Raw genomic sequence first — 25,804 nt, 5'->3', positions numbered from 1 at the left:
CCCGCGCCGCCAACAGCGGTTTCAGTATCGCAAGAATTGCGCTGAGTAACTCCCGATGCAGAAGTCGGGACGACAGTATCAGCGACTTCCCAACCCCCGCGCCGCCGTCTATATTGGCCAAGCCAACCGGGCCGACTGTCAGGACGGCGGGTGCCCACGCGGCGAGCGCCGGACAGACCAGTAACGCGACAAAGGAATCTGGATGCCAGCGGTTGTTGAAATCCGCGAGTTGGTCCGCACGTACCGAACACGGCGCAAGGCCGAGGAGACCGTCGCTCTTGGTGGCGTCACGCTGACTGTCGATGACAGCGAGGTCCTCGGCCTGCTGGGGCCGAACGGAGCAGGTAAGACCACACTTGTCAAGATCCTCTCCACCGTCCTCCTGCCCACCTCCGGTACCGCGAGGGTGCTCGGGAAAGACCTGGTCACCGATCCGCAGACGGTCCGGGAGAACGTCGGTGTCGTATTCGGTGGAGAGCGGGGGCTGTATCCCCGGATCAGCGCGCGACAGAATCTAGCCTTCTGGGCCGCGCTTTATCGGCTGGACCGCCGTACCGCCCGGACTCGCTGCTCCGAACTGCTTGAGCGGATGGGGCTCGCCGACCGGGCGGATGAACCCGTGGAGACATTCTCCCGCGGTATGAAACAGCGACTGCACCTTGCTCGTGGGCTGATACACGGGCCCCGGATTCTGTTCCTCGACGAGCCGACCACCGGTATGGATCCGGTCGCCGCCCGTGATTTCCGCGCACTCGTGCGGGAACTGCGGCAGGAAGGGCGTACCGTTTTTCTCACGACGCACGACATGGCCGAGGCCGAGGCCCTCTGTGACCGGGTCACCCTCATCGACCGCGGCCGGCTCGTGCTCGATGAACCGACCAGACACATCGGCCGGTACCTGGATGCCCGCGAATGCGTCGACTTCACCTGCGACGACCCGGCGGTGCTGGCCCAGGTGCCGGAGTTGGCGTTCGTGGAGAGCGTCGAACCACGTGACGGCGGCCACCGGGCACTGCTGAGGGACCCCGCGGATGTGGCACGGCTGCTGATGTGGCTGATCGAGCGGGGTGTGCTGTCGGCGCGCCGGAGCGAGCCCACGCTCGAGGACGTGTACCTGCGACTGATCGGCACGAGAGCGATGTCGGTGTGAACGCGCTACGTGTCATCGCCGCGGCCTTCCGGTTGCAGCTCGCCATCACCCGGCGCAGCCCGGGGCACCTGATGATCCTGCTGACCTCGCCGCTGTTCAGCGTCATTTTCCTGTCCCTTGTCGTGAGCGGCCAGCGGTCGGGGACGCTGGTGAACGGCGTACTCGCGCCCGGTTTGATCGGGCTCTGGCTGATGTCGCTGGACCTGGCCGCCTCGATCATCGAGGAGGAGCGGTGGGCCGGGCGGATGGAGCTGCTGGTCGCCTCGCTGACTCCGGTGAGTCTCGTGGTGTTCGGGCGGATCGGAGTCGTCATCCTGGCCGGCGCGCTGACCTTCTTCGAATCGTGGTTGGTGGCAGTCGTCGGATTCGGAGCCGACGTACCACTCGAACGACCTGGCGTGTTCGTCCTGGCCATCCTGGCCACCTGCTTCGCGATGGCCGGCACCGCAACCCTGCTCGCCGCCGTGTTCATCAAGTCACGCGCGCTGCACGTGTTCCAGAACGCGCTCACCTACCCGTTCTACATTCTCGGCGGGGTCCTGGTGCCGGTCGCGCTCCTGCCGGGCTGGCTGGAACCGATCAGCCGGGTCATCTTCCTGTCCTGGAGCGCCGATCTGCTGCGCGGCTCGATGAGTGGGGACCTGCCGGAGGCATGGCCGGCCTGGATCGCCATGACGGTCGGTCTCGGCGCGGCAGCGCTGGTCGCCGGGGCCCTGCTCATCAACCGGATCATCGATCAGAGTCGCGAGACCGCACACGTGGGCCACGCATGAACAGTCCTTCTTCTTTCCGAGCTTCTTCGTGGGGTACCGGATGGCTGCGCCTCGGGCACCAGTCGCTGCTGTTCTCGATCGCGGAGATGCGAACGGTGCACACGTGGCGCACCTGGCTGTTCGGCTGGGTGGCCCGGCTGCTGACCCAGGTGACGTTCTTCGCGTTGATCGGGAAGTTCGTCGCCGACGACGCCACCATGCAGTTCGTGCTGGTGGGCAACATCGTCGCGCTCTCGTGCCTGGAGTCGATGATCGTCGTGCTGACGATGGCCGGTGAGCGCCGGCTGGGCACCCTGCCGCTGCTCGCGATAGCCCCGGCCAGCCACGTACCCGTGTACCTCGGGCGCGGTCTGCACTGGCTCGCCAGCGGCATCGCCAGCTCGGTCATCGGCTGGCTCGTCCTGCCGCCGGTGCTGGGGGTACCGCTGCCGTGGCCGGAGGCGTTGCCGGCGGTGGCGATCATCCTTCTCGTCGCGCTCAGCTGCTACTGCTACGGCTGTTTCCTGGCCGGTCTCGCCGTGCGCTACCGCAGCCTGCAGGTGATCGTGCTGAACCTCGGCTACCTGCCCATCATGGCCTTCTGCGGCGTCAACGTTCCGATCTCCTTCTGGCCCGCCTGGCTGCAACCGGTTCTCCACCTGTTCCCGTTGACCAACGGACTGCAGGCCATCCGCGCCGTTCTCGCCGGTGGCGCCTGGTCCGAGGTGTGGCCGAGGCTCGCGCTGGAGGCGCTCGTCGGCGTCGGCTGGTTCGCCCTGGCCACCGTCTCGATCAACCGCGTGGTCACCAAGGGTCGCGCCGACGGCAGTCTGGAGTTCGGAAGTTGAGGGCACAAGTGCAGCTGCGACAAACGGGTGCGGGCCGGAGGCTGAAGTGCACTCGATGAACCTGACGTCGAGCCGGGGCGTCGTCACCGCCGATCTCCCGGGCCTGCCTGCGGACGACGGGCTCAGGGTCTTCGCCGACGTCCTCTCCCAACTGTCGACGAGCATTGCGACCGACAACAGTTTCACGATCGATCTGTTGCTCAGCGACGATGTCGACGAGGACTGGCGCGGGCTGGTCGACGGTTTCGAGCCCCCGTCGGGAGGCGTCCTGGCGCAGCTACCCACGCCCGCCCACATCGCGATCCGTGAGCGCGGCGACGTGAGCGCGGTCCGGTGGCGGGACGGCGGGGTGGTCCATGGCACCCGGGGAACGGACCGGGTCCAGCTCATCGCGTCGCGCGACGCCACCGACCTGGCCTGGCTGCTGCGGTATCTCATGGCGACCCCGTTGGTGCTCTGGGGTGCGCTCGACGTCGCACACGGCTGTCTGGTCGAGTGGCAAGGGCACAACCTGCTCATCGCCGGGCCGAGCCACAGTGGCAAGAGCAGTCTCAGCATCCTGTTCGCCCTCAACGGGGGCGTGATCAGGACAGAGGACGTCACCTACATCGACGACGCGGGGCGGGCCGCGCCGGTGTCCACCAGGACGATGATGACGATGCGGCAGGGCACTTATGACGCATTCGCTCCGCGACTGAGGCAGGTGCTGGGCGAGGCCGCGGTGGCCGCCCTCGGGGCGACGATGCCGTCCGGCCGTTTCGACCTCTCGCCGTTCATGAACGATGACTGCCGCACGGTGCGTCCGATCGACGCGGTTGTCTTTCCCCGCATCGTGCCCGCCGCGTCCGACGTGCGAACCGTGCCGCTGACCGACGCGACGCAGGTCAACGCGCGATGCTTCGAACGGGACTTCCCCTCGGTCGTCGAGTGGCTCGGCGTCTACATGAGCTCCGACTGGGCGTATGCCTCGCGAGGGGACGTGGGACACCACGCTCCCGCATTCGACCTGGAACTCCCGCTCAGCTACCCGCACCGATTCCAGGAGATCGTTGCGTCGCTGGGACTTTGATTCCACGACTTCTGCGAAAGATGGTGACTGCAAGTTGGAGAACGAAGCACCGATCGCCGACGCCTCGCTGAGAGAGCAGTTGTGCGATGAGAGCTTCCTGCTGCCCACCGGCGTGCCCGGCGTGTTCGGCTACGGGAGACCGATGGTCCTTGCCCTCGCGGCCGTGCGGCAGGCCATCGTCGACGCCTGGGGCGAGCCGACGATGACCGTGACGGAGTTCCCGGCGGTGATGTCCCGGGCCACGTTGACGCAGGCCGGCTATGTAGCATCGTTCCCGCACCTCGTCGGCAGCATCCGCGCCCTGCCCGCCGGCGCCGGCGAGCCGGAGGCCGACGGCGAGGCCTGGGAGAAGGCCCTGGCCGCCACGGACTACGTCCTCGCCCCCGCGTCGTGCTACCCGGTGTACCCGCTGCACTCGGGGAAGCTGCCCGCGGCGGGTGCACTGGTCCAGGTGACCGGGAACTGCTTCCGACACGAGCCCTCCGAGGACCCGGACCGGCTGGTTTCCTTCCGGCAGCTTGAGTTCGTCCGCATCGCCGACCGCGACCAGACCACCTCGTGGTTCGAACAGGGCCGCGAGAAGATGCGGCAGATCGGGGTCGGCCTGGGATTCCAGGCGACGGTCGACAGCGCCAGCGATCCGTTCTTCGGGCCCGCCCGGCGGATCCTGTCCGCGATGCAGAAGAACGACGGGTCCAAGTTCGAACTCCTGACCCGGGTCGGGAAGCGGGACGACGTGGCGGTGGCGTCGGCCAACAGCCACCTGACCCATCTGACCCGCAAGTTCGGCATCCACACCGCCGACGGCGAGGAGGCCACCAGCGCGTGTGTGGCGTTCGGGCTCGAACGCCTCGTGTTCGCGCTGGTGACGCAGCACGGAACGGATCTGCGTGACTGGCCTGCCGGGTTGGGCGCAGCGAACACGGCGGGAACGGGAAGACCATGAGTGATGTCGTAGTCTCGCCCGGCTTCGAGAAGCCGGAGGAGCGGCTCCTGCTCAGCCTCGCCCGCCCGACGGTGCCGGTTGAGGATGGGCCCGCCCTCCGGGAGTTGCTCGCGTCACACCCCAGGTTCGACTGGGCGTTCTTCCATGACCAGGCGATCCGCCACCGGGTGACGAGCATCGTGGCCCGCAACATCGAGATCCACGGGCTGCCGTACCCGTCGGCGGCACTGCGGGAGAGCTTCAGAGCCAACTGGATCTACAACCGGCAGCGGAACAACGCACTCTGCGAGGAGGCCGACCAGATCCTCGCAGGTCTCCACGGTGCCGGAATCCGCCCGATGGTGCGCAAGGGCCAGTACCTCGCCCGTGCGCTCTACCCCGAGCCAGGCCTGCGCCCGATGAGTGACCTCGACCTGATGGTCAGGGAGAACGACATCGGGGCCATCTCGTCGATTCTTCGCGAGCTCGGCTACGCGCAGGGACGCGTCGCCCCGAGCCTTCGGACGATGCAGCCCCTGACCCGGTTCGACGAGATCTACTGGAAGATGAACGCGTCTTCCCAGCCGCCGTTCGTCCGACTGACCAGCGACCAGTTCGTCCAGGCGTTCGTCGTCGATCTCAGGCAGGGCATCCTGGAGCCGGCGAGCAACCGGTCGGTCGACGTCTCGGAGTGGTTCGACCGGGCCGTGCTCGTCGACCCGCGCCTGGGCATGTACGCGCCGGGCGTCGAGGACTTCCTCATCGACATCTGCGTCCACCTGCATCGGGAAGCCACCACGCTGACGGCCATCGAGGGGCGCAAGGACCTTTGGCTGCTGAGGTTCATAGACATGTTGTTGCTGTTCGGGCAGGAGCAGCTCTCGCCGAATTCCCTCGCCGCCCGCACGCTTCACTACGGCGTGGCGGCGGAGGTCGGGTACGCCCTGGCGTTGTTCACGCAGCTCTACGAGCACCCCGGAGCGGCGGAGACACTGCGGGCGCTCCCCGCGGTTAGCGCCGAGTTCCTCAACCAGTACGGAGCCCTGGACGGCGAACCGGCACAGTGGTCCGCCGACTTCAGGACGCGACTGTTCGACAACTACCGCTTCCTGGAACCTACTGCCACGGCAAAGCTGGTTCCCTGACCGGTACGGAGGAGAGTGACATGAAGTCCCCAGAGGTCGTTGCCAGGGTTCGCCGTGTGCTTGCCGCGAAGACACGGCTGGTCGGCGTCGACGAGATGGCCGTCGACCAGGATCTGTTCGCGGCCGGGCTGGACTCTCTCGGCGCGGTGAACCTGATCATCGGGATCGAGGAGGAGTTCGACGTCGTCATCCCCGACGACATGTTGAGCCGGGAACGCACCGGCTCGATGGCGCGCATCGCCGAACTCGTCGACACCCTGCTGAGCGCATCGAGCGGGAGGACACCGTGAAACACGGCGGCGCGGTGACGGCGCCACCGATCCTCATCTACCAGATGGGCAAGGTGGGCTCCACCTCTCTGTGGGAGACGCTCACGCGTTCGGGGATACCCAACCCGGTCTACAAGGTGCACTACCTGTCGGACCACGGCATCAGGGAAGGCGGGGCAGTCTTCACGCACCTGCTCGGCGTGCCGGGCACGCTGCCGCACTCCGACGCGGTGCGGGAGGTCCGGGAGTTGCTCACGGACGAGCCGGACCGGCCGTGGAAGGTCGTGTCGGTCGTGCGTGACCCGATCGCCCGGGATGTGTCCAGCTTCGTCCAGCTCGTTCACTTCGCGCATCCCGAACTGACGCGGCCGACGATCCAGGAAGACAAGATCGCCAGAGCGGCGTCGTTGCAGTTCGCGATGTACTCCGAGTCGGACAGCTACCACAGCCGTTGGTTCGACACGGAGATACGCGACATGTTCGGCATCGACGTGTTCGAGACCCCGTTCGATCACGAACACAGGCGGCTTCGCGTGTCGCGGGGCAACGTCGATCTGATGGTCCTGCGGCTGGAGGACCTGACCGCAACGCTGAGCGGGAACCTCTCCTGGTTCCTCGGGGTGCCGCCCAGCGACATCCCCGCCGTGTACGCGTCCTCGCGGCATCCGGAGAAGCAGGCTCCGGCGTACGACCCGGACGTCTACCGCCGGATCGTGAAGCGGGTGCGTGTCCCGCTCGCGCGTTCACGACCGATCTATGAATCACGATTCGCGCGCCACTTCTACACGGACGACGAGATCGGCAGGTTCGCTGCCGGTTGGGCCGAGGGCAGGGACTAGGAGAGTGGTCCGGCAATGAACCAGCTAATCAGCGACCCCCGTCAGCTGGCCGACACGATGCGGGCGTTCTCGCTCAGCCGTGTGCTCACGACCGCGGTGACCAGTGGGGTCGTCAACGCCGTCGCCGAGGCGGAGCCGGCAACCAGCGCGCGGCTCGCCACGAACCTCAAGTTGGCCCCGCCCCACCTGGACCGGCTGGTGGCCGCGCTCGTCGCCGTCGGCGTTCTCGAACGGCACGACGGCGACGCCGTGAGCCTGACCCCGGTGGGCAGGCTCCTCGCCGACGGCGAGACAGGCTCGCTGGCCCCGATGGCGCGGATGCTGCACGAGGAGGGCTGGTCGGCGTGGGCCGACTTCCCCCGGTGGCTGGAACAGTCCGAAGCCGGCGGCGACGTGTTCGACACCTTCGACGCGGAACCGGAGACGTACGAGGTCTTCGAGCGGCAGATGCTCACCGGCACGACGCGCCACGCGGCGGGTGTGGCGGCGGCGGCGGGGCTCACCGGTGACGAGTCCGTCCTCGATGTGGGGGGAGGATCGGGGGGGATGGCACGCGCGTTCCTCGCCGCGTACGAGGGCGTGCACGTCACGGTCGGGGACCGTCCCTATGCGCGCGCCGGCGCCCTGGCGTACCTCGGCGATGTCGCTCGGGACCGGTGGCGCTTCGTCGACCTCGACTTCTTCGACACGGTTCCCCCCGGGCATGACGTCTATCTGCTGTCGCGGATCCTGCACGACTGGAGTGACGACAAGTCCCGCCGGATCCTACGGGCCTGCGCGGACGCCATGTCGGACGAGGGCCGCCTGCTGATCTTCGAGCGTTCGGTGGAGGGTGCCATGACGGCCTCGTTGGCCATGGCCGACCTGAACACCGGCCTCATGTGCGGTGGCCGTGAGCGGGGCCTGGCCGAGTTCTCCGACCTGCTCGCCGCCGAGGGGTTACGGGTGGTACGCACCGTCGCCGTCTCCGGCGACCACTGGCTCATCGAGGCACGCGCCGGCGCGGCCGGACGGTAGGCGGTCGGCGGTCGGGCGTCACGACGTCAATGGGCACCCAGGCGCTCCACCGCCGCCCGCAGCAGGGCCGGGTCGGTGGCGTAGTTCCAGCGGACGAAGCCGTCGTAGCCGGAGCCGAACTCGGTGCCCGCGACGACTTCGACACCGCGCTCGGCGAACCACCTGTCAGCGGGCCCGGACGTATCCAGGCGGCGGCAGTCGATCCAGGCCAGGAAGCCGGCCGTGGGCCGCATGACCGTCAGGCCGGGGACCGTCGCCAACTCGGCCAGCAGCGTCGCCCGCAGCCGGCGCAACTGTCCGAGAAGCTGGTCGAGCCAGGCGGTCTCCGCCGTGTACAGGTGCACCATCATCGCGTCGGTGATGAGGGAGCCGGGGTGCACTCCCCAGGTGTTGAGCTGTCCGCGTACGGCCCGGGTGACGGCCTCGTCGCCGCCGATGACGAACGACGACGGCACCCCGGAGACGTTGAAGGTCTTGCCGGGGCTGGAAACGATCACGACCTCGGCCCCGGATCGGACGGAGGTGGCCGGTGTGTGCGTCCGGTCCTCGTCCAGTACGAGATCGCTGTGGACCTCGTCGCTGACGACGGCGACACCGTGGCCGGCGCACAGTCGTAGCAGCTCGTCGAGCTCCGCGGCGTCCCACACCCGCCCCAGGGGGTTCTGCGGGCTGCACAGCAGGATGGCCCGTGGCCGGTGCCTGCGCAGCACCTCGTCGAGCGCGGCGAGATCCCGGCGGTAGGTGCCGTCGACGAGCGACAGCGGCGCGGGCACGCAGGAGGCGCCGACGGCCACGGCGGCGTTGCGGAATCCGCCGTAGACCGGGGGCTCGACGACGACCGCCCGCCCACCGCAGCCCAGCGCGGCCAGCACCGCGCGAAGCACCACCTTCGGCGGCAGGGCGGCGGTGAGCACGCAGTTCGGCGCGACGGCCACCCGGTGACGGTCGGCGTACCAGGCGGCGACGGCTTCCACCACCGCCGGATCCTGGTACGTGTATCCCCAGGTGGACTGCCCCAACGCCCGTGACAGCGCCGGCCCGAGGCCCGGCGGGCTGCTGATGTCCATGTCGGCGATGGTGAACGGGAGATTCCGCGGCTCGCTCAGGAAGTCCCACTTCACCGAGCGAGTCCGCCGACGGTCGTTCACCTGCCTTCCGGGGAGAGGACCAACCGCCGCGCCAGCGACCGCACCAGCTCGTCGAGGTCGGCGGCACTGATCGTGTCGGCGCGGCCGACGGCCTCCAACCGGAGTTCGCGCTCTCCGAACCGCAGCCACACGCTGACGTCGAAGAGTGCATCCTGCGGCAGGGCCACGCACGGCCGGAGGGACACCTCGCCCAGCCGAAGCCGCGGATCGCTCTCGGCGGCGAGGTACAACAACCGGGGCGGCTTCTCCGCTCCGAGGGCCCGTCCGATCTCGTTCAGCCGTAGCCCGGTGTGGGCGCGTCCGTCGGTGACCGCCTGCTTGACGGCCTGGTCGTTGGCGGCGACCGGTCCCGCCGGGTCGACCTCGACCCGGATCGGGACCACCGTCGACAGGTTGCCGACCACGTCGGCGAAGGCCTCGATCGGGCGGCCCGCCACCGGCGTCAGCGCGAAGACAGGGCCCGGCCCCAGAGTCGCCCGGAGGTGGTACGCCGCCGCCCGGACCAACAGCATGGGCGCGGTCAGCTTGGTGTCGGCGATCTCCCGCTGGAGCGCGTCCCGCAGGTCCGTGACGTCGAGGGAGGCACGCACCGCGGTCGTCCGCCGCGAATGCGGCTGGCCGCGCCGGATCGGTTGGTCGGGCACCGACCCCAGGTACCGCCGCCAGAAGGCGACGAGTTCCTCCTTCGCCGCCGGGGTGTCCCAGTGCGTGCGGCGCCAGGCGAGGTAGTCGGCGTACTGCCACGGCGACGTGCCCGTCAGCGCGTCGCCGTCGCGGTAGAGCTGCTCGAGCTCCTGAAGGATGACGAGCATGGAGACGCCGTCGACGGCGAGATGGTCCGCGTCGACGAACAACACGTCCCCGTCCGGGCCACGGACGACACCCCACCGCAGCATGGGGCCCTGTTGCAGGTCGAAGGGCCCGGCCGCGTGCTCCCTCAACCAGCCGCTGAGCCCTCCGGGGGGCAGGTCCGGCGGCTGCGTCGTCAGGCTGCCCGACACCGGCTCCGCGCCGCGCACGACCACCTCGCCGGTCTCGTGATGCAGCACCGTGCGCAGGATGTCGTGCCGTGCCACGATCTCGGTGAACGCACGGGTGAGCCGATCGAGGTCCAGGCTCTCACCGGCGGTGCGGAACGCGACCTGGACCGCGGAACGTCCACCGGTGTCGGGCTTCCGGAGCAGCCGGAGGTGCCGGTCCGACGCCGCTCCCGGGCCTCCTGGCACCGGCCTCGGCAGCTGCCGCAGGGGCCCCTCGCGGTCGGCGGCCAGACTGGCCACCCGGGACAGGAACTCCTCCCGACGAGGGCGGTCGAGCACCTGGTCGATCGTGACCAGCAGTCCCAGTTCCCGGCGTATCCGGGTCGCCAGCAGCGCGGCGGTCAGCGACGGGGACCCGGCCTCGAAGAGGTCGTCGTACGGGCCGACGACCTCTCCCCACAGGACGCCGACCCGTTCGACGAGGTCGACCGAGGCAGGCACCGACCTACTCCCCCTGCGCCGCGGGGCTGTCGAGAGCCTCGATGGTGAGGACCGTGCCGGGCGGGGCGTCGGCCGCGCTCACGCCCCGACCACGCACCTCGCCCAGCTCCCACAGGTCGAGCGAGCTACCGGGGTAGATGATCCACTCGCCGTCCTCGCGTTCCATCATCCGCCGCCAGAGCACGGCCTCGACGCTGTGTCCGGGCCAGCTCACCCGGTAGCGGCGTCCCTTGTTGTTGATGTCGCCCTCCGGCCAGGGGAACTTGAGGTTGCCGAAGTTGTCGACGTGCACGACGAGCTTGCTCGTCCGCTCGACGCGGCGCAGCCGCTCCAGCGGGAACGGGTTCCCGAGGTCGGCGAGAGCCGCGCCGGCGGCCAGCTTCCCCACGGCCGGGGCGTGGACGTACTTCCCACCGAACGGGACGAAGCCCGGGTCGTGCAGCTCGTACAGCTCCTCGCAGCCGAACTCGTCCACCAGCCAGCCGGCCACACCGGTGTTCGTACCCTCGAAGAGGATGTCCTTGTCCTTGGTGCGGCCGACGATCCGCTCGGTCCGGAGCTTCAACGGGTTGACGACGAAGCTGATGATCGTCTCCGGCGGGTAGGCCTCGGCCATCATGCGCACCGCGAACGCGGCGTTGATCACGGACATCGGGTGGGTGAAGACGGTCGGTTCGATCGCCAGCGGCGCCCCGCCCGCCGCCGCCCACATCGCGCCCCGCATTTCCGCGAAGGCGAGATCGTTGCAGTCGGTCACAAGCACAATGGGTCTGGTCATCGTTCTACTTCCGAAGCTGAGAGGTTGTTGACAGGTGATCGCGTAACTGTGGTCGTGGTGCGTGCGTCAGTCGGACGCGGAAAGCCGGCTCACCGCAGGCCTTCCCCGGCCCTCCGCCGCGAACATGTCGGCCAGGAGCAGGCCCGCGTCGACGCTGTCGGCGCCGACGTCGGCCCAGCGGCGACCGGGAGTGGAGCGCAGGAACGCGCGCAGCTTCTCCCACCGCCTGTCGGCCTGCCCCTGCACGACCTGCCCCAGAGGCTGGTGGCCGGCGGTCGACAGCAGTGTCGTGAGCCGGCTGATCCACTCAGTGACGAATGGTCCGAGTGAGCCGGTCGTGATCCTGGCGTCGGGGTGGGCCGAGAGTTTCTCCCGTAGCTGCTCCACCGCGCCCGCGCCATCGGTCGACGGCCCGAGCGCCGCCGCCTGCATCGCCGCCAGCAGGTCCCGCTCGTCACCGGAGGACAGCAGGATGTCGGCCACCGCGCCGGCGACCTCCTCCTTGGTGATGGCGCCCATCATGGCGGGGTGGGTCATCAGCAGGATCTCCTGCAGCGAGTAGACCTTGCCCTCGCCCGCCGCGACGAGGCCGTCCGTGCTGGCGCCCTCGAAACCCACCGCGGCGGCCGGCACCACCAGGTGGACCCGGCCCGGATACGAGCGGGCCATGGCCCACAGGCCGTGGTGCTCCACCCCGGATATCTGCAACTTCCGCCACAGCGCCGTCGACATCACGGATTCGTTCTCGTCGCCGTGGGTGAACGGGAGTTCGAGGCCGAGCCCGCCGAGCCCGGTGGTCGAGACGCGGACGTACCGGAGTCCGGAATCCTCGCGAAGCAGCCGGTTCAGCGTGGTGAGCCGGCCGCACAGCCCGTTCAGCACGGCCTCGATGCTGGAACTCTGATGCTGGCCGCCGAGTTGGGTCGCGACATTCGTGGCGTCGACGATGTCGTCGGCCGCCGTGGCGGCGATGACGGCGGCGAGCAGCCCGCCCGGCGCGTCGGCGACGATCGGCGCTCTCCCACCGTCCAGGAAGGTCAGGTCCGGACCGGACATCATGTCCCCGTACCCGATCACCGCCCGGCCCGAACCGGTCTCGTTACGTACCCAGTCGACCTCCGCCAGCCGGGTCGCGGAGTCCCGGGTGCGGGTGACCATGACGATCTGGGACCACGCCCTGCCGAGCAGTTCCCGGCTGACGGCTGCGCCGATCTGTCCCGCGCCGATCACCAGGGCCCGACGGGACGTGGCCGCCCGACTCACCACGGGCCTTCGTCCACTCGCACTTCGCCGGCCGCCACCGCGGCCCGGTCCGGGAACAGGCAGTCGTCGAGCGACAGGCCCAGCTCCGCGAAGATCTGCACGCCGTCGGCCACGCGGAACCGCGCGTCGAGCTGGTGGCCGAGCTCCTTGATGGCCGTCTCGACCATCGCCCCGTCGGGGCCGTCGATGCCGACGTAGCAGCGCCGCGACGTGGGCCAGCGCATGAACGAGAACGTGCATCCCGCGAAGTGGTGAACTTCCAGGGCCCGTTCCTGACCGGGCATTTCCGTGAGACCGAGCCGGCCGAGGTGTTCCCGGGCCGCTGCCAGGGTCTCGACGTGGACGTGCACCTCGTAGTCGTGCCGGAAATTGCCCACCGGCTTCAGCGCTCGTTTGTACTGCACCCGAACGGTGTCCCCGGTGACTTGGGCCCGGACGCTGTAGGAGCAGTACTCGCGGGGAAGGTAGTCAAAGGGAATGATGTTCTGGACGCCGCTGAACGCCGGCGTTCCGATACTGCGCAACCGGGCGAGAATGGCGTTGACGGAGCCCTCGTCGAAGAGAACCGTCTCGACCTTCTCCTCGGTGCTGCAATTCGCCCGCCGCGCAGATCGCGCCGACTCGAAGATCAGTTGCTTGGCGTTTGTCGGCGGCACGTCGGCAAGTCGGCACAGGGTGCCCGAAACCGCATCCACCACGACTACGTCGCCATCGACCACGTCCGTGTCGGCTATTCGCAGCGCGGGTCGACTGATTTCCCGCACCACCGTGGCAAGATGACTGAGCACACCGCCGGAGGTCAACAACACTCCCGCGCCGGACCAGACCGCGTCGACGATTCCGTCGACCGACTGGTCCTCGACCAGTACCACGCTTTCGTGAAATGAGCCCGCGCCGGGATAACGACGTACCGGTCCCACCGCGATTCCGCGCGAGACAGCCACAGCCGGAAGGGACTTCTCCGTGACCGGGGCGGGCAGCTCGAAGGCGTACGGGTCGATGGGCGCCTTCAGCGTGATGTCCCGCGACTGGAATATGTAGAGCTGTCCGTCGGAAACTCCCCACTCGATGTCCTGAGGCGCACCGAAGGCCTCCTCCAGCCGAAGCCCGACGGATCGCAACTGCTCCAGGCCGGGGTCGCGGCTCTCCTCGTCGCGGGAGAACCGCACCCGGAGCGGCTCCCCGCTACCGGCCACCACCGGCGTTCCGAGGCCGGGCACGGACTCGGCGATCATGACCTCCGTGGACGCCACCGGGTCGCGGGTGAACAGGACCCCGGCGTGGTCCGGCCACACCATCGCCTGGATGATGACTGCCATTTGCTCCAGACTGGCGTCCACGCCGTGGAGGTCCTGGTACCTGCGGGCATTGCGGGAGTTCAGCGAGGCGTAGCAGTCAGAAATGGCTGCCACCACTTCCTCGGCGCTCGTGCGATTGAGGAACGAGTCGTACTGGCCGGCGCAACTGGCAAAAGCGTTGTCCTCGGAAAGCGCCGAGCTGCGGACGACGACGGGAGTGCCCCGAAAAACGGTGTCATACACTTCCGTCACCGCATCGACAAGCTCCGGCGGAAGGTCCGGCTTTCCGGCCAGGTCCCGCGAGTCACCCATTTTGTTGTGGGCCAGCACCCGACGGTAGGACTCGAACGGCAGAATCCACGACGGCGGGACGCACTGTCCGGCTTGAGCAATCAGTCGCAGCCGGTCCGCCTTCCGCCCGCATTCTGCGGGCGCTTCGGCAATCGGCACAAGCCATGCGTCAGACATTCGTCGCCTTCCGTTGACGCTAGTCGAATCCGGCTAAGTCGATTCGCGGGGTGCGACGATGCTACCAACGCGGCGGGGACCTGCATAGTTGCGGCGATCTTGGTTTATTCGTTCGTGATCACCCTCACCACGAAAGGCGCACGTACGGTCACCCCGCACATCCGGACCGGTAACAGACGACGGACGCGGCTACTCTTTGTGCGCGCGCCGGTTGCTGGGAGTTCCCAATAATTGCGAATCCCAAAACCATGCCGATATGACAAACTGTTCCGGTCAGCTCACCGAGCGCACAGGCGAATTATCTGACACCGAAGTGCAGTGCTTCGCGAACCTGCTCGACGGTGGCTCCGGTGAGGGCCTCGGCACGCTGCGCGCCGGCGCGGAGCACATCACGCAGGTGGTCCGGCTCCCACGCCGTACGGCGGGCGCGGATCGGCTCGAGGAACGCCTCGAAGGCCCGCGTCACCAGGTCACGAGCGGCATTCCACGACAGGGTTCCTGACTCGAGGCCGACCCGGACCTCCGCCGCCGACTCCGGCGAGCCGATGACGTCGAGCAGGGCCGGAGCGAGCAGTTGGCCGTCCGATCGCCGGTAGGCCATCGCATCCACCGCCTTGGCAACGTCCTCAGAGGTGGCCGAGAGTTCGATGGCGTTGCCGAGGCTCTTGCTCATCTTGTTGGCACCGTCGAGACCGATGAGATCCCTGGTCTCGCGGAACACCGCGGTCGGCGCGGTGAGGTGCAGTCCGAACTCCTGCCCCAGCTCCGCGACGACCTCCCGCGCGATCGTCACGTGATCGACGTTCTGGTCGCCGACGGCCACATCGGTCGCGCCGAGCCCGATCACGTCCGCCGCCTCGAGCACCGGGTAGCCGAGCAGGCCGAGCGCCGCGTCCTCAATGGCGCGATCGCCGAGCATGGCCTTGAAGCTGGTCTGATCCCGCAGCGCCCGGACCCGAACCAGGCTCTGGATGATGGCGTACAGGCGAGCCTGGCTGGGGACGTCGGACTGGACGTAGAAGGTGCACCGGTCCGGGTCGAGACCCACCGACACGCAGTCCGCGACCAGGTTGAGGATTCGGTCCTGGATGACATCGGTCGAGGATCGGGCCGCGTTCGTGGTGAACATGTGCAGGTCCGCGACGACGAAGAACAGTTCGGAGTTTTTGTCGTCGGCCTGCCGCACCAGCGAGTCCAGCATGCCGTAGTAGTGCCCGACGTGAAGTGATCCGGTCGGGCGTGCGCCCGCAAGGAACCGCATCTGTGCTCCCTTTCCCTACGCGCGAGTCGCTTGATGCGCGCAGGCCACTGCACTTGCGCGACCGGAGGCGTCACGGCGAGGTTTTCATTACGTTGGGTGATGGGGCGGGAACAGATTCCCGACGCTGCCTGCCGCCCTGCTGGGCCAGCCTGCCGGGTGCCAGCCCGCGAATGGCAGGCACACCCTACCTGACCACCCTCCCGTCGACCACACCTGAACGACACGATTACACTTGCCTGATGACTGAGGCCCCAAATGCCCCGCTCGCTGCGGCGATAGCCCGTAACCCCGCCCTGGTGCGGGAGATTTCGGAACATCCCGAGCGGTTTCGGATGCTGACGGGGGAGCGCCCCACCGGCCGGCTGCACGTCGGTCACTACTTCGGCACACTGGAGAACCGGCTCCGCCTGCAGGACCTCGGCGTCGAGCTGTTCGTCCTGCTCGCCGACTACCAGGTCTTCACGGACCGTGACATCAGCACCGAGCTCGGCCAGAACGTTCTCGAATGCATGGCCGACTATCTCGCCATCGGGCTCGATCCCGAGCGGTGCACGATCTTCGCGCACAGTTATGTACCTGAGCTGAATCAGTTGATGTTGCCGTTCCTGAGCCTGGTTTCGGTCAGTGAATTGCAGCGGAACCCGACTGTCAAGGAGGAGATTCGTTCCTCCAACCGGCCGCAGGTGAATGGCTTGATGTTCACCTACCCGGTTCACCAGGCCGCAGACATTCTGTTCTGCAAGGGAAACCTGGTGCCCGGTGGGAAGGACCAGTTGCCGCACGTGGAGGTGACCCGGGACATCGCCCGGCGGTTCAACGAGCGGTTCGGTGCCGGTGAGGCCTACTTCCCGGAGCCTGAGATCCTGCTCAGCAACGCCCCTCTGCTGTTGGGGGTCGATGGCAAGAAGATGGGCAAGAGCCTCAACAACTCCGTCAACCTCGGCGCCACGGCCGAGCAGACCGCAAAACTGATCAAGGGTGCGAAGACCGACTCGATCAGGGAGGTCACCTACGATCCGGATCAGCGGCCGGAGGTCGCCAACCTGGTGCTGCTGGGCTCCCTGGCGGCGGGCCAGAGTCCCGAGGAGTTCGCGGCGGCCTGCGCCAACGGTGGCGCTGCCGGGCTGAAGAAGGCCGTGACGGAGGCGGTGAACGAGTTCTTCCGCCCGATCCGCGAGCGGCGCAGCGCGCTGCTGGCTGATCCGGGCCACCTGATGTCAGTCCTCAGGGCGGGCAACGAACACGCTTCCGGGATCGCCCAGCAGACCCTCACCGACGTGCGCCGGCTCATGGGCACCGACTACTACCCGTTGGGGAACGCCTGACCCTGGTCCGGGCCGCCGGACGTCGCTTCGGACCTCGCAGAACCCGCACGGTGGCACCACGAAGGAACAGCGTTGGATCATTACGGGTTCACGCCGGCTCAGGAGATGTTTCTCCGGCACGGGCGGACCGGCAGGGCCGAGGGTGTCCTCGATGTGACGACGTGGTTCGCCGGGCACATTGACCGCGGCCCGGGTGCGGAGGCGATGTCACGCGCGGTTTGCGCGTTGCTCCGCCGGCACGAAGTCCTGCGGTTACGCCTGGCGCGGGACGGTGATGCCCTCGTCCAGCACTTCGAATCGGGCCCCGACGACGAGATCGTGCGGTGGTGCGACGGCGGAGCCGGCGCGCTCCGCGCCATCGACATCGATCGCACCGGCCCCCTCGCGGTCCTCATCGAGCCCGATCACGAGGGCCGGGGCGCGCTCGCCCACGTCGGACTGCACCACCTGGCCTACGACGGTTGGTCACTCGCCACGATCAAGCGCGAGCTCTCGGCCCTGTATGCCGCCTGCGTCGCGGGTACTGACCCCGCGGACCCGCCTCCGGTCAGCTACGCCTCGCTCCTGCCGAGGACGACCGGCCCCAGCGGCCTCGACGAGGCGAGACTGGGCTATTGGAAGTCCCAACTGCGCGGGGCTCGGCCGTGGCGGCTGCCGCGGCGTGGCGTGCCGGCGTCCACCGGCCTCGCCGTCCGGCCGATCCCCGGACAGGGGGTCGGCGACTTCGCGTCGGCCGCACGACGGTTGGGCGAGCCACCGTCGGTGCTGCTGATCGGAGCCGCCGTGCTCGCCTGCGCCGCCGTCACCGGCGACGACGAGGTCACCCTGTCCCATCTCTACGGTGGGCGCGGGCCCTCGACCCCGCCGGTGGTGGGCCCACTGGGGCTCAGGCAGATCTATCTGCGGCAAGGGGTTCCCCGGGATGAGGACCTGGGCACGTTCCTTCGTCGGCTGCACACGGGCTGGTTGGGGGGCATCCTCCGGTCGGAGCCGCCGTACTCCGCGCCGCGCCTGTTCCGCATGTTGGACCAGGGGAACGACTTCGCGTACCTCGGTGACTCGACCTGCGTTGGTGGCGGCGAGGTCGTGGTCAATGTCTCCGGATCGGTTGGCCACCACCGTCGTGGTGCCACCGACGAGATCACCTGGTTCGGAGGCGGCGGCGCCATGGCGACACATTCGGCGGCCCCGCTGTTGATCGACGCCGACCTCGGCGCATTCGAGGAATCACTGCGCGTCCACTGGCGTACCGACGTCCATGCCGCAGCGGATGTCGAGCGTTACCTCACCGCTCTCACGCAGGTCGTCGCCATGCTTCAACATGCCGAAAGCGTTACGCCGGTGGCCGCGCTCGTCAGTTCCTGATGCAGACCGATGCGATCGGGAACTCTTTGGCAGGCCCCTTTCCGGGTCCTCGCTTTCGTCTTCGAGGTCGCACCTCTCCCCCAGCCGTCGCTAACCCAACGCACCGGCCCCGTCACCGGATAATGAGGCGTTCTGGAATACGACCCACGATGTGGGTGACATCATTGACAGTGCCGAGGGCAGACCTTAGCATTTCCCACAATGTCGCAGCCTGATGATAGCCATGTAACAGTCAGCACTGATTTGTTCACGGTTCTGCGTGACGTGGGGCCGGCGTTGGTGGGTCAAATCGACCAGCTCGAAATGACGCGGGTGGACAGCGCCCTGGCGGCCATGGGCCACGTCGCGAGGTATGTCGTCGTCGGGGCCGGGAAGCCGGGCCCGAAGGGCCTCCTTCCGATTTATCCGGTCGGGCAGCCGTACGCCGTGGCGCCTCATCCTCGGCTGGTGCTCGACGGCTCGGAGGCGACCCGGGGATGGCGCACGGGCTGCTACCTCGGTTCGCTCGGCCGGGCACCGGCGATGGCTGCGGTGAGCCCCGCCGCCGAGTCGGGCCCCGTGCGGGCCGCCCTGCTGAGAACCGGCTGGAAGCTGGTGACGGAACAGTCCGAGCGGCTGGACTTCGCGTGCTTTCCGCTGTTGGACGACGATCTGCTGGCGGCGGTGCTGCCGTTGGTCGCGGCCGACGACCCGGTGCTGGTGGAGAGCAACGAGGCGTTCATCCCGGTGTCCTTCGACTCCTTCGCGGGATACCTGACGGCGCAGTCCTCGAGTCGGCGGGAGATGATCCGCAAGGAGCAGCGGCGGTTCCGGGCGGCGGGATTACGGGTCGTCGAGGTCGATCTGTCGGCATGGCACGGACGTCTGGCGCCACTGCTGCGGAATGTGGAACTGAAGTACGGGGTGGCCGGCACCGTCCAGGACTACGAGAACTACCTGGCCAGCATCGCGCAGACGCTGGGCGATCAGGCGACCTGCCTGGCGGTGTTCGGCGACGACGATCCGGACCGCGGCGACCCGGTCGCGTTCACGATCGTCTGGCGGCAGGACAAGATGTGGCGGGTGCGGTGCTGGGGCTGTGACTACGAGCGGACCGCGGGCACCTACTCGTACTTCAATCTGGTCGTGTACGAACCGCTGCGCCTCGCGATCGAGGCAGGGGCACAACGGCTGATACTCGGTCGCGGAAGCCTGGAGGCGAAACTCGCACGAGGCGCCGAACTCCTGCGACTGACCAGCGTCGCCGTGCCACTCGGCACAATGAGCACAAGATAGAGGGAACCCATGTCTGGCGATGTCACTGCACAACTGGTCACCATCTGGCGAACGGCGCTGAAGAACGACGCGCTCGGCGCGGAGAGCGATTTCGTGGAATTCGGTGGCACGTCACTGACGGCGGTGCGTATCCGGGCCCTCATCCGGACGGATCTGGCGAAGGACGTCGATCTGCTCGACATCCTCGACTTCCCCACCCCGGCGACGCTGGCCCCCGCCGTCGCGGCGGCCCCCGCCTGGAGCGGGTAGCGGTCAGGTGGCCAGCGCCGCCGCGAGGCCCGCGATCGTCGGATAGCGGAACAGGTCCAGCAGCGCCACCTCCCGCGACAGCCGACGGGACAGCTCCGTCTGCACCTTCAGCAGGTCGGCCGACGTACCGCCGCAGTCGAAGAAGTTGACCTCCGGCCCCGCCGGTCGCGTGCCCAGCACCGTGCTCCAGACCTGCGTGATCGTGGCCACCAGCGCGGCGGCTCCCTTGACGGGAGTGGCCGGCGCGCTGGTGGCGGTCTTCGCGATGTCCACCAGCCGGGCCAGGTCCGGCTTGCCGTTCGGGGTCAACGGGAACGCCGGCAGAACCATCACCCGGGTCGGCACCATGGTCGGCGGCAGCCGCTCCGCGAAGTGCCGGAGCACGGTGTCGCCGGTCAGCGCCCCCGGGTCGCCTTCCACGAAGGCGATGACCTCGGTCGATGACGACCGGACCGCCGTCGTCACCACGCAGTCGCGCACCAGGGGGTGTTCCCGGGCGACGAGTTCCAGTTCCGCCGGCTCCACCCGGAGACCGTTGACGGTGATCTGCCGATCCGCCCGCCCGCTGATCACGACGGTGCCGTCCGGCCGGGTGTGTCCCACGTCGCCGGTGCGGTACTCGCGCACACCGTCGCTGAGCCGGAACTGTCGCGCCGTCCGGGCGGGGTCGCCCAGGTAACCCAGGGCGAGGTACGGGCTGCGTACGACGATCTCGCCCGCGCCGTTCACCGGTGCCGGCGCACCGGAGGGCGTGACCACCGACACCTGCGCGGTCGGTCCACCGGAACCGATGCCCGCGTCGGTCCCCAGGTCGGCCACGCTCACCACCTGTGGCGTCTCGGTGGTGCCGTAGTACGACATCAGCCGCGCCTGCGGGAACAGGACCCGGGCATCGGCGGTTCCCACGCGCGTCATCGCGGCGCCGCCGAACCCCACCAGCCGCACCGACGGCAGCGTGATTCCCTCGACGACCGCCGCGGCACTCAACAACCGTGCCAGTGCGGGTGTCAGGTGCAGGACCGTCGGCTCGATCCCGGCGAGCCACCGCACCATGGCGAGCTGTGACTCCACCGCCGCCCGCGGAGGCACGAAGAGCCGCGCGCCGATGGACAGCGGCGTGAGCACGTCGCGGAAGAGCGGGTCGTGTCCGACCCCGGACAACAGGACGAACCGGTCCTGCGCGGTGAGGCCGAACCGCGGCACGTACCACTGCAGGAATGCCCGCAGCGGTTCCTCTCCGGCGGCGATGGCCGTGGGCGCACCGGTGGTGCCGGACGTGAAGGCGACGTACGCGGTGCCGTCAGCGACGTCGGCACCCGCGTCCCAGTCACAGCCGTCGAGCTGCCCGACCAGTTCCGGGTACTGCCCGTCGGTGGCGTCCCACCAGTGGCTGAGCCGCGCCTGCGCGATCATCCGGCGCAACCGGGCGAGCGGCTGCGCCGCGTCGAACAACACGAACGGAACGCCGGCGGTGAGCGCCGCGAGCACGCCGACCGGCAGCGCGGGGGTCCGCCCCGCCACGATGCCGATCGGCCCCTTCCCGCGCCAGCCGGCGGCGAGCTCCGCGACCGCCGCGTCCAGCTCCGCGTACGAGTACGAGTCGTCGATCGCGGGTGCCGCCCCGTCCCGCGCCGCGGCCTGCCGGAACCGGTCCACGATGCGCGGGCCCGGCGTGACGAACTGTCGCGGTGCCCGGCCGGGGTCGTGCAGTCCGAAGTCGAGGTCGCGGATCGCCCCGTCCGGCGCGGTGGCGGCCAGTGGCAGCAGCGTGCGCAGGTGCTCGGCCATCGCCCGGGCGTGGCCGGCCTCGAAGAGCTCCGCGTCGTAGACGACCTCGACGTTCAGGCCCGCGCCGTCCTCGACGAAGTACCAGGACAGGTCGAACAGCGCCCCGGCCAGCGGCACCGGCAGCGGCTCGACCACACAGCCGGGCAGCCGCAGCGGCGCCGGCGGGTAGGAGAGCATGTTGCACCACATCTGGAACAGCGGGTTCGCGCCCGGCGTACGGGGGGCGTTGACCTCGCGTACCAGCACGTCGAACGGGACATGCGGGTGCGCCAACGCCCCCATGAGCCGCTCGTGCGTGGCGGTGGTCAGCTCCGCGACCGTCGCGTCGTCGGCCACCTCGCAGCGCAGCGCCAGCGAGTTGTTGAAGAACCCGACCGCGTCCTCGGCCCGCAGGTCGTCACGCCCCGCCACCGGCATGCCCAGCAGGAACTCGTCGCGACCGCTGTACCGGGCGACGATCACCTGGACGCAGGCGACGAGCACGGCGAACACCGTGGTGTGCAGCGCCCGCGCCAGTTCCCGGACGGCGTCCATGGTGGACTCCGGCACCGGCACCGTGACCCGGCCGCCGCGAAACCGTGGCCGGGCCGGCCGTACCCGCTGCACCGGCAGTCGCAGCGGCGCCGGGATCGCGGCCAGTTCCCGCCGCCAGAAGTCCAGCTCGGCGGTGACTGTCTCCTGGTACCCGGGGGTCTGCTGCTCGGCCGCCAGGTCGATGAACTGCGCCGGCAACGGCTCCCACGCCGGCGGCCGACCGGCCCGTACGGCCTCGTACGCCAGCCCGAGATCGCGCTGGATCACGTTGAACGACCAGCCGTCGGTGACGATGTGGTGCGCCAGCAGCAGCAACGCGTGCTGGTCGGCTCCCATCCGGAACAGCACCGCCCGGAACAGCCGACCCCCGGACAGGTCGAAATCCGCCGCCGCGACCTCGGCCGCACAGTGCTTCGCCAGCTCCGCCTCCGGCACCGTCACCACCGGCAGGTCGATCGGCTCGTGGTCGACGACGCGCTGGACGTCCCGGTCGGCCACCGTCGTGATGATCGTGCGCAGCGCCGAATGCCGTTCCACCAGCAGGTTCAGCGCCGTCGAGAGGGCGGCGACGTCGAGGTCACCGGTCAGGCGGTGCGGCACCGCCAGGGTGTACGCCTGGCAGTTCGGGTACAGCCGGTGCAGCAGCAACAGCGCCTGCTGCGCCGCCGAGAGCGGCCCGATCCGCCGGCTCGGCCGCGCGGCGCTCGGCACCGCGGTGGTGGCCGCCTGAGCGTCGACGGCCGCGGCGACGGCGGACACGGTGCGGTGCCGGTAGACGTCGGCCACGGTCAGGGTGACCCCGAAGTCGCGTCGGATCCGCCCGCCCAGCCGCACCGCCGCCAGCGAGTGCCCGCCCAGCGCGGTGAAGTCGGCGGCCACGTCGATCGCCTCGACGCCGAGCACCTCCGCCCACAGGCGGGCCAGCGTCGCCTCGGTCGGCGTCCGTGGCGCGTTGTCGCTGGTCGCAGCGATCGGCGGAGGACGCCGGGCAAGGGCTGCCCGGTCGAGCTTCTCGTTCGCCGTCAACGGGAACTCGGCGACGAAGACCGCCCAGTTCGGCACCATGTAGTCCGGCAGCAGCTCCCGCGCGTGGGCGAGAAGGGAGTCCGCGGTGCCGGCACCGGTGACGTAGGCGCAAAGCGTCTCGGCGGCCGACTCCGGCTGCACGACGACGACGCCCGTCACGCCGGGGTGGCGTTCGAGCACCGCCTCCACCTCGGCCGGTTCGACGCGGAATCCGCGCAGTTTGATCTGCCGGTCGGCGCGTCCGCAGTAGACGAGGTTGCCGTCGGGGCGGTGTCTCACCAGGTCGCCCGTGCGGTACAGGCGGGCGGATCGGGCGGGGTCGAAGGGGTCGGGGACGAAGCGTTCCCGGGTGAGTTCCGGCCGCCGGTGGTACCCGAGCGCCACCTGGACCCCGCCGACCCACAGCTCGCCGACCTGCCCGGGGGCGACCGGGCGACCGTCGGGGTCGAGGACGTGCGTGGTGACGCCGCGTACCGCCGTGCCGATCGGGGTCCGGCCGTCGTCCGGCTCGGGGTCGTCGCCGGTGATGTCGTACGCGGTGGCGATGACGTGGGCCTCGGTCGGCCCGTACGAGTTGATGATTTTCAGCCCCGGGACGGCGGCAGCGATCCCGTGCAGCAGCCGCTGCGGGATCGGCTCCACGCCGACCATCAGCCGTCGCGGCGTGAGCGCACCCGGGTGCGCGTCCACCCACGTGCGCAGCGACGGCAGGACGGCCGGTGGCAGGTAGGCGGTCGCCACCGCGTGCCGGGCCATCAGCGCGAACATCGCCCCCGGCTCCAGCCGCACGTCGTCGGGTACGACCAGCAGGGTGCCGCCGGCGAGCAGCACCGAGAAGATCTCGTACACCGACGCGTCGAACCCGACCGACGACCACATCGTGCCGACCGCGCCCGGGGCGAGCGGCTGCCGCGCCGCGAAGTCGGCCAACAGGTTGATGATCCCCCGGTGGTGGCAGAGCACCCCCTTGGGCGTACCGGTGGAACCGGAGGTGTAGATGAGGTACGCCGGATCGTCCCCGTGCGCCGTCGGTTGCGCCACCGGGGCGTCGGCCGGCGCCGCCGCCCAGTCCAGGTCGATGACCGGCGTCGTCGTCCCCGGCAGGGGGGACGTGGGTGCCCGCAGGACGGCGGCCGGCGCGGCCTCCTCGAGAACGGCGGCGACCCGGCCCGGGGGCGTGTCCGGGTCGATCGGCAGGAACACCGCGTCGGCGGCGAGCGCGGCGAGGATTCCGAGGAGGTACTCGGTCGACCGCCCGGCGCAGACCGCGACGACGTCGCCCGGCCCGACACCGACGGCGCGCAACTGCCCCGCCAGCCACGACGCGGTGGTGAGCAGCCGCGCGTAACTGATCGACCGGCCGCCGGAGCGGATCGCGGCCAGCTCGGGGTCGCGCTGCGCTGCCGCGCCGATCAGCGAGAACAGCCCCTCGTCGGTCGGTGACGTGAACGGTTCCCCGTCAGCCGGTGACATCGAGGATGAGCTTCCCTGTCGTCTCCCGGTTGGCCAGCGCCGTCAGCGCCCTGCCCGCCTCGGCCAGCGGATACACGTGCTCGGTGACCGGGGTCAGGGTGCCCTTGCTGATCATCGCGAACAGACCGGTCATCGTCTCCGCCGTGATCCGCGGATAGCGGGTGACCAGGTCGTTCGCCCAGAAACCGACGACGCTGCGGGAACCCTGCATCAGCGACTCGGAGCGGATCGGTGTGCTGCCCCGGCCCGATGCCGCGCCGTAGGTGACCAGTCGGCCGAGCCGCCCCAGCGACGCGAGCGCGGTGTCGAGGCCGGCACCGCCCGACATCTCCAGGTACAGGTCGACCGGCTTGCCGTCGTTCGCGGCGGCCAGCTCGTCGGCGAGGTCCTCGGAGGTCGGGTCGAGCGCGACATCGGCGCCGAGCCGGACCGCGAGGTCACGTTTGGTCCCGGTGGACGCGAGCGCGATCACCCGCTTGGCGCCCCAGGCCCGGGCCAGCTGCACCGCCAGCGATCCGACGCCGCCGGCGGCGGCGGTGACCACCACGGTGTCCTGCCGGGTCATCCGGCCCGCGGTACGCAGGATGTGCCACGCCGCGAACCCCTGGTTGGCCACCGCGAGTGCCTGCAGGTCGGTGATGGCGTCGGGCACCGCGACCAACGTCGCGGCGGGTGCGGCCACCCACTCCGCCCACGCCCCACCGGTACGGGGCAACGCGACGACCCGCCGCCCGTCGGGGTCGGTGCCGACCGCCTCGATGCCCGGGATGTACGGCAACGAGGGCCGGTAACTGTAGGAGCCTTCGACGACGTGCTTGTCGGCGAAGTTGACGCCGGCCTTCTCCACCCGGACGAGAACCTCGTTCTCACCCGGTACCGGTTCGGCGAAGTCGGTCGCCGAAAGCGACTCCGCGGGGCCGAACCGCTCCACCACGACGGCTTTCACACTGCCTCCCACCGAAACACCAGCACCACCGCACCCTGCGGCCGATGATCTGACCAAACAGCGTCGCCGCCACCGACCGTTCGGTGTCGACGGCGAAGAACCGAGCCCCGGT

The 25,804-nt window shown here is 69.4% G+C and carries 21 protein-coding genes; 13 read left to right on the top strand and 8 right to left on the bottom strand.

All coding sequences use genetic code 11. The features are described from left to right. Positions 1–202: 202 nt before the first annotated feature. The 9 genes from ABT023_RS17630 to ABT023_RS17590 all read left to right on the top strand — a co-directional run bounded on the left by ABT023_RS17630 (position 203) and on the right by ABT023_RS17590 (position 8,014). On the top strand, positions 203–1,150 hold the full coding sequence (locus ABT023_RS17630; protein WP_350886621.1) for an ABC transporter ATP-binding protein: 948 nt from the start codon (positions 203–205) through the stop codon (positions 1,148–1,150). Beyond that, a complete protein-coding gene (locus tag ABT023_RS17625) occupies positions 1,147–1,923 on the top strand; it encodes an ABC transporter permease (protein ID WP_350886619.1) in 777 nt (258 codons plus the stop codon). The genes ABT023_RS17630 and ABT023_RS17625 overlap by 4 nt, the downstream gene beginning before the upstream one ends. A gap of 86 nt (positions 1,924–2,009) precedes the next feature. After that, a complete protein-coding gene (locus tag ABT023_RS17620; RefSeq protein ID WP_350886616.1) occupies positions 2,010–2,750 on the top strand; it encodes an ABC transporter permease in 741 nt (246 codons plus the stop codon). Between the two features lie 55 nt (positions 2,751–2,805). Next, positions 2,806–3,819, top strand: coding sequence for a hypothetical protein (locus ABT023_RS17615; protein WP_350886613.1), 1,014 nt, complete (start codon positions 2,806–2,808; stop codon positions 3,817–3,819). Positions 3,820–3,853: 34 nt separating this feature from the next. Continuing rightward, positions 3,854–4,765, top strand: a complete 912-nt coding sequence (locus tag ABT023_RS17610) for a class-II aminoacyl-tRNA synthetase family protein (RefSeq protein ID WP_350886611.1) — start codon at positions 3,854–3,856, stop codon at positions 4,763–4,765. After that, complete coding sequence (locus ABT023_RS17605; RefSeq protein ID WP_350886608.1) at positions 4,762–5,889, top strand: nucleotidyltransferase family protein; 1,128 nt, start codon at positions 4,762–4,764, stop codon at positions 5,887–5,889. Before ABT023_RS17610 ends, ABT023_RS17605 begins: the two co-directional genes overlap by 4 nt. Before the next feature lie 20 nt (positions 5,890–5,909). Beyond that, entirely contained in the window at positions 5,910–6,179 is a 270-nt protein-coding gene (locus tag ABT023_RS17600) for a phosphopantetheine-binding protein (protein WP_350886605.1), read from the top strand. Continuing rightward, positions 6,176–6,997, top strand: a complete 822-nt coding sequence (locus ABT023_RS17595) for a putative capsular polysaccharide synthesis family protein (protein ID WP_350886602.1) — start codon at positions 6,176–6,178, stop codon at positions 6,995–6,997. The genes ABT023_RS17600 and ABT023_RS17595 overlap by 4 nt, the downstream gene beginning before the upstream one ends. 15 nt (positions 6,998–7,012) lie before the next feature. Next, positions 7,013–8,014 (top strand): methyltransferase, encoded by a 1,002-nt coding sequence (locus tag ABT023_RS17590; protein ID WP_350886599.1) that lies wholly within the window; start codon positions 7,013–7,015, stop codon positions 8,012–8,014. Between the two features lie 26 nt (positions 8,015–8,040). On the opposite strand, the gene ABT023_RS17585 is transcribed toward ABT023_RS17590, so the two are convergent. From ABT023_RS17585 to ABT023_RS17560, 6 genes are all read right to left on the bottom strand, one after another. After that, complete coding sequence (locus tag ABT023_RS17585; protein ID WP_350886596.1) at positions 8,041–9,081, bottom strand: aminotransferase class I/II-fold pyridoxal phosphate-dependent enzyme; 1,041 nt, start codon at positions 9,079–9,081, stop codon at positions 8,041–8,043. Positions 9,082–9,158: 77 nt separating this feature from the next. Beyond that, the gene (locus ABT023_RS17580) at positions 9,159–10,643 is read right to left on the bottom strand and encodes a condensation domain-containing protein (protein ID WP_350886593.1); all 1,485 of its coding nucleotides are present in this window, start codon (positions 10,641–10,643) and stop codon (positions 9,159–9,161) included. A gap of 4 nt (positions 10,644–10,647) precedes the next feature. Further along, positions 10,648–11,421, bottom strand: a complete 774-nt coding sequence (locus ABT023_RS17575) for an SAM-dependent chlorinase/fluorinase (RefSeq protein ID WP_350886591.1) — start codon at positions 11,419–11,421, stop codon at positions 10,648–10,650. A 66-nt stretch (positions 11,422–11,487) separates the two neighbouring features. Beyond that, on the bottom strand, positions 11,488–12,684 hold the full coding sequence (locus ABT023_RS17570; protein ID WP_350886588.1) for a hypothetical protein: 1,197 nt from the start codon (positions 12,682–12,684) through the stop codon (positions 11,488–11,490). Further along, positions 12,681–14,450 (bottom strand): PEP/pyruvate-binding domain-containing protein, encoded by a 1,770-nt coding sequence (locus ABT023_RS17565; RefSeq protein WP_350886585.1) that lies wholly within the window; start codon positions 14,448–14,450, stop codon positions 12,681–12,683. Before ABT023_RS17565 ends, ABT023_RS17570 begins: the two co-directional genes overlap by 4 nt. A 298-nt stretch (positions 14,451–14,748) precedes the next feature. Beyond that, positions 14,749–15,711: a tryptophan--tRNA ligase gene (locus ABT023_RS17560; protein WP_350886583.1), complete on the bottom strand. Its 963-nt coding sequence runs from the start codon at positions 15,709–15,711 to the stop codon at positions 14,749–14,751. 239 nt (positions 15,712–15,950) lie between these two features. On the opposite strand from ABT023_RS17560, the gene trpS reads away from it, so the two are divergent. The 4 genes from trpS to ABT023_RS17540 all read left to right on the top strand — a co-directional run bounded on the left by trpS (position 15,951) and on the right by ABT023_RS17540 (position 19,925). Beyond that, complete coding sequence (gene trpS / locus ABT023_RS17555) at positions 15,951–17,036, top strand: tryptophan--tRNA ligase (RefSeq protein ID WP_350886580.1); 1,086 nt, start codon at positions 15,951–15,953, stop codon at positions 17,034–17,036. Positions 17,037–17,108: 72 nt separating this feature from the next. Then, on the top strand, positions 17,109–18,401 hold the full coding sequence (locus ABT023_RS17550; protein WP_350886578.1) for a condensation domain-containing protein: 1,293 nt from the start codon (positions 17,109–17,111) through the stop codon (positions 18,399–18,401). A gap of 201 nt (positions 18,402–18,602) precedes the next feature. Continuing rightward, complete coding sequence (locus ABT023_RS17545; RefSeq protein WP_350886575.1) at positions 18,603–19,676, top strand: GNAT family N-acetyltransferase; 1,074 nt, start codon at positions 18,603–18,605, stop codon at positions 19,674–19,676. Between the two features lie 9 nt (positions 19,677–19,685). Then, complete coding sequence (locus ABT023_RS17540) at positions 19,686–19,925, top strand: acyl carrier protein (protein ID WP_350886572.1); 240 nt, start codon at positions 19,686–19,688, stop codon at positions 19,923–19,925. A 3-nt stretch (positions 19,926–19,928) separates the two neighbouring features. On the opposite strand, the gene ABT023_RS17535 is transcribed toward ABT023_RS17540, so the two are convergent. Then, positions 19,929–24,746 carry a non-ribosomal peptide synthetase gene (locus ABT023_RS17535; protein WP_350886569.1) on the bottom strand — a complete coding sequence of 1,606 codons (4,818 nt, stop codon included), beginning with the start codon at positions 24,744–24,746 and terminating at the stop codon, positions 19,929–19,931. Continuing rightward, positions 24,733–25,692, bottom strand: a complete 960-nt coding sequence (locus tag ABT023_RS17530) for a quinone oxidoreductase family protein (RefSeq protein WP_350886566.1) — start codon at positions 25,690–25,692, stop codon at positions 24,733–24,735. The genes ABT023_RS17535 and ABT023_RS17530 overlap by 14 nt, the downstream gene beginning before the upstream one ends. Between the last annotated feature and the right edge of the window lie 112 nt (positions 25,693–25,804).

Source organism: Micromonospora sp. NPDC002296 (genome assembly GCF_040296145.1).
Taxonomy (GTDB): domain Bacteria; phylum Actinomycetota; class Actinomycetes; order Mycobacteriales; family Micromonosporaceae; genus Micromonospora.
Note: the sequence above shows the minus strand (reverse complement) of the source record. Positions and strands in the feature narration are given on the sequence as shown.